A 6,465-nucleotide genomic window follows, 5' to 3' on the forward strand; every position below is an offset into this window, starting at 1 on the left:
GACGCGCACGGTTCGCGTGGCACCCGCGCCGCGGAGAGCCGGCGCCGTTCCCGGAGGAGGCGCACCATATGGACGTCGTCGGCTGGCTCCTGGACAGCGACCCGGCGATCCGCTGGCAGGTGATGCGGGATCTCACCGACGCTCCCGAGGCGCAGGTCGCGGCCGAGCGGGCCCGCGTCGCGCGCGAGGGCTGGGGCGGGCGGCTGCTGTCCCTCCAGCTGCCGCACGGCCAGTGGCCCTCCGCGGTCCCGGCGTTCCCTTCCGGGGACGCGGAGAAGTGGTGGCTCGCGCTCGGACCCGCGCGGCAGGGGACCCTGTTCCCCGGGTGGACGTCCACGACCTGGAGTCTGGTGCTGCTTCGGGCCTTCGGCGCCGGACCGGACAGCGCGACGGTGCGCCGCGCGGTCGGTCTGGTGCGCGACAACGTCCGGTGGGAGCACGACGGCGAGCCGTTCTTCTCCGGGGAGGTGGAGCCGTGCATCAACGGCCGGACCGTGGCGCTCGGGGCCTGGTTCGGCGTGGACGTCGCACCGGTCGTCGAGCGGCTCCTCGGCGAGCAGATGGCCGACGGCGGGTGGAACTGCGAGCAGGAGAACGGCTCCACCCGGGGCTCGTTCCACACCACGATCGAGGTACTGGAAGGGCTGCTGGAACACGAGCGGGCGGTGGGAGGCGATCCCGACGCCGCCGCTGCCCGGCTCCGCGGCCAGGAGTACCTGCTGGAGCGGCGGTTGTTCCGGCGGCTGTCGACCGGCAGGGCCGTCGACCGGGACCGCAAGACCGGCGGACCGGCCGCCTGGACCGAGTTCTCCTACCCGCCCTTCTGGCACTACGACGTGCTGCGCGCTCTCGACCATCTGCGCGCGGCAGGAGTCACCCCCGACGACCGGGTGGCCGAGGCGATCGATGCGGTCCGGTCCAAGCGCGGTGCGGACGGCCGCTGGCCGCTGGAGAACCCGCATCCCGGCGCGCTGCACTTCCCCCTCGACGAGGGGGCGGGCAAGCCGAGCCGGTGGAACACCCTGCGGGCCCTGCGCGTGCTCCGGTGGTACGAGCAGGCCCTGGAGTAGACCCGCCGGGACCACCGGTACGGCGTGTGCGGCCCGCCCGCTCGCGCGGGCGGGGCGCGGTCAGAGGTCGAGCAGGTGGATGCGGCGCCGGGAGGACGGGGAGGTGCCCAGGGTGATGGCGGGGCGGGGGCGGCTGCCCGGGACGGCGCGGTCGAGGCGGACCCGGCCGCCGAGTTCGACCAGGCCGTGCGGCTGGGGGGCGGTGAGGATCTGGGAGCCCCGGCCCTGCGTGATGTTGAGGGAACGATTCAGCCGGTCCGTGAGGAGCAAGGCCGCGGAGCCGGAGGCCTCGACCTCGGCGGGGCCGGCGGGACGGCCGGGGAAGCCGCGGGCGCGGACGCGGCCGGCGGCCTCGTCCTCCCAGGCCCAGGCGTACAGCCATTCACCGGGGGGCGGCACGGGGAGCGTGTCGACCTCGCGGGGCGAGGCGTACTGGCGCAGGGTCCGGCTCCTGGCCCATTCGGGGCTGGCCTCGACCCAGTTGAACTCCCCGTCGAGCCGGACGCCCAGCTCTCCGGCGGGGGTGATCAGCTCGGGCGCGTCCAGCAGCCAGGCGGCCGCGAGCGAGGCCGAGCCCGCGAAGGGCAGCCGGCTGCCGGGGATGCGGATGTCGACGACCCCGCGCTCGCTGTCGTCGACGAAGACCGTCTCGGGAAGGCCCGACTGCCGGGCGAAAGTGGCGCGTTCGGCCTCGTTGGCGGCGGCGTCCTCGTCGCGGACGACGGCGACGCGGTTGCCCAGGCCGCCGTCGGGTGCGCAGAAGACGCGGACTATGTCATATCCGGAGTGCATGGCTCAGACCTCGGCGAGCGTGGGGACGGGAGCCGGGCGGTCGGGCGCGGCGGACTGGAGCGCCGTGATGCGCTCGATGACCAGGATCAGCAGGACGGCGGCGGCCGCCATGAGCACCTCGGCGACCACGAGCCCGGCCATCGACCCCGGGGAGATCTGGGCGACCGCGGTGAGTGCGAGCCCGTGCCCCACCCAACCCGCCCACCAGAGGCCCACCAGCGTCGTGTCGCGCTTCCTGTCCCACACCGGGGAGCTCGCGCGCCCGATCGCCAGGACGTGCTGCAGCGGGACGAAGAGGTTGACCAGGGGGACGAACCACGCCCAGGTCACCCAGCCGCCGGTCGGCACCTCGGCCTCGGGGGACAGTTGCAGGGCGTTGCGCCGGGCCCTGGCGAGCCACATCAGGAAGAGCACGGCCGACAACGTCATCAGCCAGATGAAGATCTGAGTGCCGAGGATCGAGTCCTGCGGCGGCTCGTCCTGCTGGGACACCAGGTGGGGCACGGTGTGTTCCCGGAGTTCCAGGGCGCGGAAGACGTCCGCGACGGCAGTCGCGGCTGTCGCCGTCTGTGCGGCGCGGGCGAGCAGCCGGGGTGCCTTGCGGGGAGGTGCTGTCATGGTCGGGGGGCCTGCTTCTCAAGGGCGTGCGCGGAGGCAGCGGACACGGGGGCGGAGTGATCATAGGGTGTGATCGCCCTGCGCGCCGACGAGTTGGGGGTCCCGGACCGCACGCGGTCCGGGACCCTTCCTGGTCAGGGCTATGTCAAGGGCCGGCAATACAGTGCGTCGGGTGTACGCGAGGAGCCGATACGCCCGGTGAAGGCGAGGCCGGCCGCGTACTCGCCGTCCGCGCACTGGCCCTTGTAGTTCCCGTACGCGAAGTCGCCGCCCTTGGCGGAGGCCGGCCGGTTGTCCCCGCGGTCGAACCACACCGTGCGGCCGCCCGTGCCGAGGGAGGTACGGGCGACGGCGCACAGGACGCTGGAGACGGCGGCGCCGCGGACGGCGTAGCCCACCATGAAGTCACCTTGCCGGCATTGGTACTTGGTGTACCCCGAGGCCCAGTCGCCGCCGGAGGCGACATACCGTTCGTCGGTCACCACCTCGTACGCGCCGGAGGCGGCCCACAGGTCGCCCGCGCCGGTGTCGGTGCACAGCCCGCGGTTGCCGGTGTGGGCCACCCCGACCAGCCGCTGGCCGTCGGGGCAGGCCGCCTTGCGGGCGCCGGAGTCCCAGTCGGGACGGGCCCGCAGGCGCAGGCTCTGCACGAAGTCGCCGTGGTCGGGGCTGAGCATCGACCAGCGGGGGACGGGGTCGACGCGGCCCGTCCTGCCGGGGGCGGTGATCAGCCGGGTCCAGGCGTCGGCGCGCCAGTCGTCGCCGTCGTACAGGCCCATGCGGTGTCCGGCCGCGTCCCAGTGGAGCAGGGCCCAGCCGTTGCCCCGGCGGTTCTCGTGCCAGCCGACGAGCGGCCAGTAGGCGAAGTCGGCGTCGCTCTGGATCAGGAAGTCGGTGAAGTTCGCGAACCAGGCGCGGGTTTTCCCATCGGTCTCGTCGCGGCCCCCGACGCCGAACTCGCTGATCCACAGCGGTGCGGTGAAGTGCTGGTCGGGGGTGGAGAGGACGTAGAAGGCCTGGCGGCGCAGCTCCGCGTACAGGTCGTCGCGGGAGAGGTCGCTGTAGCGCGGGTCGTGGGTCTCGCCGATCCCGGTGGCGCCGCTGTGGCGGGGGCCGGTGTAGCCGTAGAAGTGCGCCGAGTACACCAGCTTCCCGGACCGTACGAGGGTGTGGGACAGCCGCTGGACGGGTTCCAGCGTCGGGCGGTCGTGGGGGAAGCCGTCGATGGGCAGACCGGTCCAGTTGATGCCCTCGACGATGATCAGCAGATCGGGGTCGGCCTCCTGGAGGATGCGGTCGCCCAGGTGCTGGGAGGCGGCGAACCAGTCGTGGTCGTCTCCGAGGCCCCAGTTGGGGTCGTCCAGGACCGAGCGGCGGACCTCGTTGTACAGGTCGGCGCCGACGACGCGGGGGTTGTCGCGGTAGCGGCGCACCATGAACAGCCAGTCGGTCTCCCAGGCAGCGGTGGACTGCGAGGCGTTCCAGCGTTCGTTGCCGTCCACGCCGCAGCACCAGCGGGTGGTGTTGGTGTGGTTGTTGAGGATCACGGCGAATCCCGCGTCGGTGAGCGCCCGTACGACGGTGTCGTACACCTCGAGCGGTGTCCTGCCGCGCAGTTGGGGATTGGCCGCGACGGAGGCGTCGGTGACGGGGACGGTGTCGTGGATCATCTCGTCGGAGAAGGGCAGCCGGACGCTGTTGATGCCCAGTTCGCCGAAGCCCGCGAGGATCTCGGTGATCGGGGCGCGGTCCAGGCCCAGCGGCATGCGGCCGGAGTCCTCGCCCGCGTGGTGGTTCGCGGGGTCGGCGACGTCGCCGGAGCCGTTCCAGGTGCCGCTGGCGCCGTGCCAGTTGCCGGACCTGAGCTTGAAGCGGTTGCCGTCGGCGTCGACGATCCAGCGGCCCCGGGTGCTGAGCGGCGGGGTCCACGACGCGGCGAGGGGGGTGGCGGGTGCGGCGGCTGCGGTCACCGCGGCTGTCCGTACGGGGGCCGCCGCCGCGGCCGGGGTGAGCAGTGCGACGAGCGTGGCGAGGGCTGCGGCCGCCGCGAGGAGAGGGCTGCGCACATGTGTCCTCCCCATGGCTACGGCACCACGGTGTAGCCGTTGAGCTGGTCGACCGCCGACTGCGGCGAGCCCAGGTCGTAGCGGTCCACCGCCACGTAGTTCGGCTTCTTGCGGGCGGCCGGTTCGCAGAAGTTCTGGATGCGGTTGAGCAGCTTGCTGTTGTCCGTGGTGGCGGTACCGGCGATGGTCGCGTCCCGGAAGTGGTTCATGACGTAGAGCGGGTGGAAGGCGGTTTCCTCGCGGGTGAGGGGCACGTTGGCCCCCGCGCCGTACCAGCGGCTGTAGCACGACCAGTCGGAACCGCCCAGGCCCGAGCCCATGGACCAGTAGTTCTCGACGGTCCACTCCTGCTGGTACATCACGCCGAAGCTGTCGCGGGTCAGGCCCCCGGAGTCCGCGGCGCGGGTGCGGTCGGTGAAGATCATCAACTGCTTGCCGCGGGCGGCGAGATCGGCCGTCCTCGGCCAGCCGTGCTCGCGCACGCCGTCCTGGTCGGGCCGGTACAGGACGTCCTGGAGGCCGTTGACGCGGGCGAGTTCGGAGCGGAGCACGTCGGCGGAGACGTAGTCCTCCAGGAAGACGGTGGCGAACTGGCCCGGGTGCGCCTTGAGGAAGTCCACCATGCGCTGGACGTCCACCCACAGCGCGACCGGGCGGCTGACCAGGGTGCAGCTGTCGTGGCACAGGATCGCGCCGTCCGGGGTCTGGTGGATGTCCATCATGAAGCCGCGCACACCGTCGTCGAGCTGCTGCACGATGCCGCGCGACTGGTTGGGGAAGAAGTTCACGAACGGCGGGGCGAAGCCGCCGTCGACGCCGTTGGCGTAGGCGTTGTGCGCGGTCAGGAAGGTGACCTGGTCGAGGGTGCGCCGGTCCGCGGGCGGCATCGCGGCCCGGGGGAGCGGTGCGGGGGTCAGGTACCAGCGGGCGAGGGGGCCGTCGGCGCCGATCTGCGGGAGCTCGGGGTACACCCCGCCGGCGGGGGCGGCGCCGAGGGCGAGGCGGTCGGCGGTGCCGGGGACACCGAGGGCGTACGTCCCGGGGTCCGCGGCGGTCACCTGCCACACGGCGCTCGGGCCGCCGCAGGCCACGATGGCGGCCTGGGCGCCGGACCGTCCGAGGCAGTGGGTCGCGTCGTCGGTGCTGCGCAGTTCGTGACCACCGGGTACGGCCACGGCCGTCCACTGCTGGTGGTCCTCGTTGCCCTTGGGGCGGTGCAGGGCTACGGAGCCGCCGCTGTCGGACGCGTTGAGGCCGTTGACGGCGCTCTGCACGTACAGCGGGCCGCCCGGTACCGCGGCGGTGGCGCCGGAGGCCTGCGGGAGCGCGGGAACGGTGATCGCCGCGAGGGCGGCGGCCACGGCGCACGCGCGGGCAAGGTGGGGGGAGCGGAGACGGTCTCTCCGAGGGTGAGTCATGGGCATGACATACCATCACGCGCGCTTGCCGGGAAAGCACGCGAGGCGGCGGGCATCGGACCGCCCGCGACGCGACGGGGCGGGTTCGTCCGAGAGTCGGTGGGGATTCACCCGCCGCGGACGGATGCCTCGGGGCGGGCAGCGCACGGCCGGCGACGGCGGCGAGGCGGTCCGCACGGCCGGGGGCCCTGTCGGGCGGCGACGCCATCCGCGGGCCGCCGCCCCACTCCTGGCGCACGAAGCGTCGGTCGCGGCAGGCGTACCGGGGAGAGCCGGCGTGCCGCGGATCGCGTGCGTCGACGCGGCGCGCACGCCCGCCTGTCCCGTCGCGCCGGCACACACGGAGCACCCCCGGCCGGGGGCCGGGGGTGCGGGGTAGCCGTACCAACAACGAGGGGGACGCAGGCTAGTACTGCAACGGTCTTTGCCGTGACGGGTGGGCAGCGGGCTCGTTGAGGTGGGCATGGGGTGGGATGTGGTGCTGTCTGATGCGAGCCGGTG

At 73.3% G+C, this 6,465-nt stretch carries 5 protein-coding genes; 1 reads left to right on the forward strand and 4 read right to left on the reverse strand.

What is annotated here, in order from left to right:
* Positions 1 to 68: 68 nt before the first annotated feature.
* Positions 69 to 1,070, forward strand: coding sequence for a hypothetical protein (locus tag ACIP9H_RS25665; protein WP_401961084.1), 1,002 nt, complete (start codon positions 69 to 71; stop codon positions 1,068 to 1,070).
* Between the two features lie 60 nt (positions 1,071 to 1,130).
* Here ACIP9H_RS25665 and ACIP9H_RS25670 read toward each other — a convergent pair whose 3' ends face one another.
* The 4 genes from ACIP9H_RS25670 to ACIP9H_RS25685 all read right to left on the reverse strand — a co-directional run bounded on the left by ACIP9H_RS25670 (position 1,131) and on the right by ACIP9H_RS25685 (position 5,964).
* A complete protein-coding gene (locus ACIP9H_RS25670; RefSeq protein ID WP_401586614.1) occupies positions 1,131 to 1,862 on the reverse strand; it encodes a PhzF family phenazine biosynthesis protein in 732 nt (243 codons plus the stop codon).
* 3 nt (positions 1,863 to 1,865) lie between these two features.
* Positions 1,866 to 2,480: a DUF4328 domain-containing protein gene (locus ACIP9H_RS25675; RefSeq protein ID WP_401961087.1), complete on the reverse strand. Its 615-nt coding sequence runs from the start codon at positions 2,478 to 2,480 to the stop codon at positions 1,866 to 1,868.
* A 140-nt stretch (positions 2,481 to 2,620) separates the two neighbouring features.
* Positions 2,621 to 4,561: a glycoside hydrolase family 5 protein gene (locus ACIP9H_RS25680; protein ID WP_401961090.1), complete on the reverse strand. Its 1,941-nt coding sequence runs from the start codon at positions 4,559 to 4,561 to the stop codon at positions 2,621 to 2,623.
* Between the two features lie 2 nt (positions 4,562 to 4,563).
* A complete protein-coding gene (locus ACIP9H_RS25685; RefSeq protein WP_401961091.1) occupies positions 4,564 to 5,964 on the reverse strand; it encodes a phospholipase in 1,401 nt (466 codons plus the stop codon).
* Between the last annotated feature and the right edge of the window lie 501 nt (positions 5,965 to 6,465).

This window comes from Streptomyces sp. NPDC088732, assembly GCF_044751205.1.
In the GTDB taxonomy this organism is placed as follows: Bacteria; Actinomycetota; Actinomycetes; order Streptomycetales; family Streptomycetaceae; genus Actinacidiphila.

Excerpts from the sequence above, each read along its gene's own strand:
- ACIP9H_RS25665 (WP_401961084.1), top strand. The coding sequence starts at position 69 with ATGGACGTCGTCGGCTGGCTCCTGGACAGCGACCCGGCGATCCGCTGG.
- ACIP9H_RS25670 (WP_401586614.1), bottom strand. The coding sequence starts at position 1,862 with ATGCACTCCGGATATGACATAGTCCGCGTCTTCTGCGCACCCGACGGC.
- ACIP9H_RS25675 (WP_401961087.1), bottom strand. The coding sequence starts at position 2,480 with ATGACAGCACCTCCCCGCAAGGCACCCCGGCTGCTCGCCCGCGCCGCA.
- ACIP9H_RS25680 (WP_401961090.1), bottom strand. The coding sequence starts at position 4,561 with ATGGGGAGGACACATGTGCGCAGCCCTCTCCTCGCGGCGGCCGCAGCC.
- ACIP9H_RS25685 (WP_401961091.1), bottom strand. The coding sequence starts at position 5,964 with ATGACTCACCCTCGGAGAGACCGTCTCCGCTCCCCCCACCTTGCCCGC.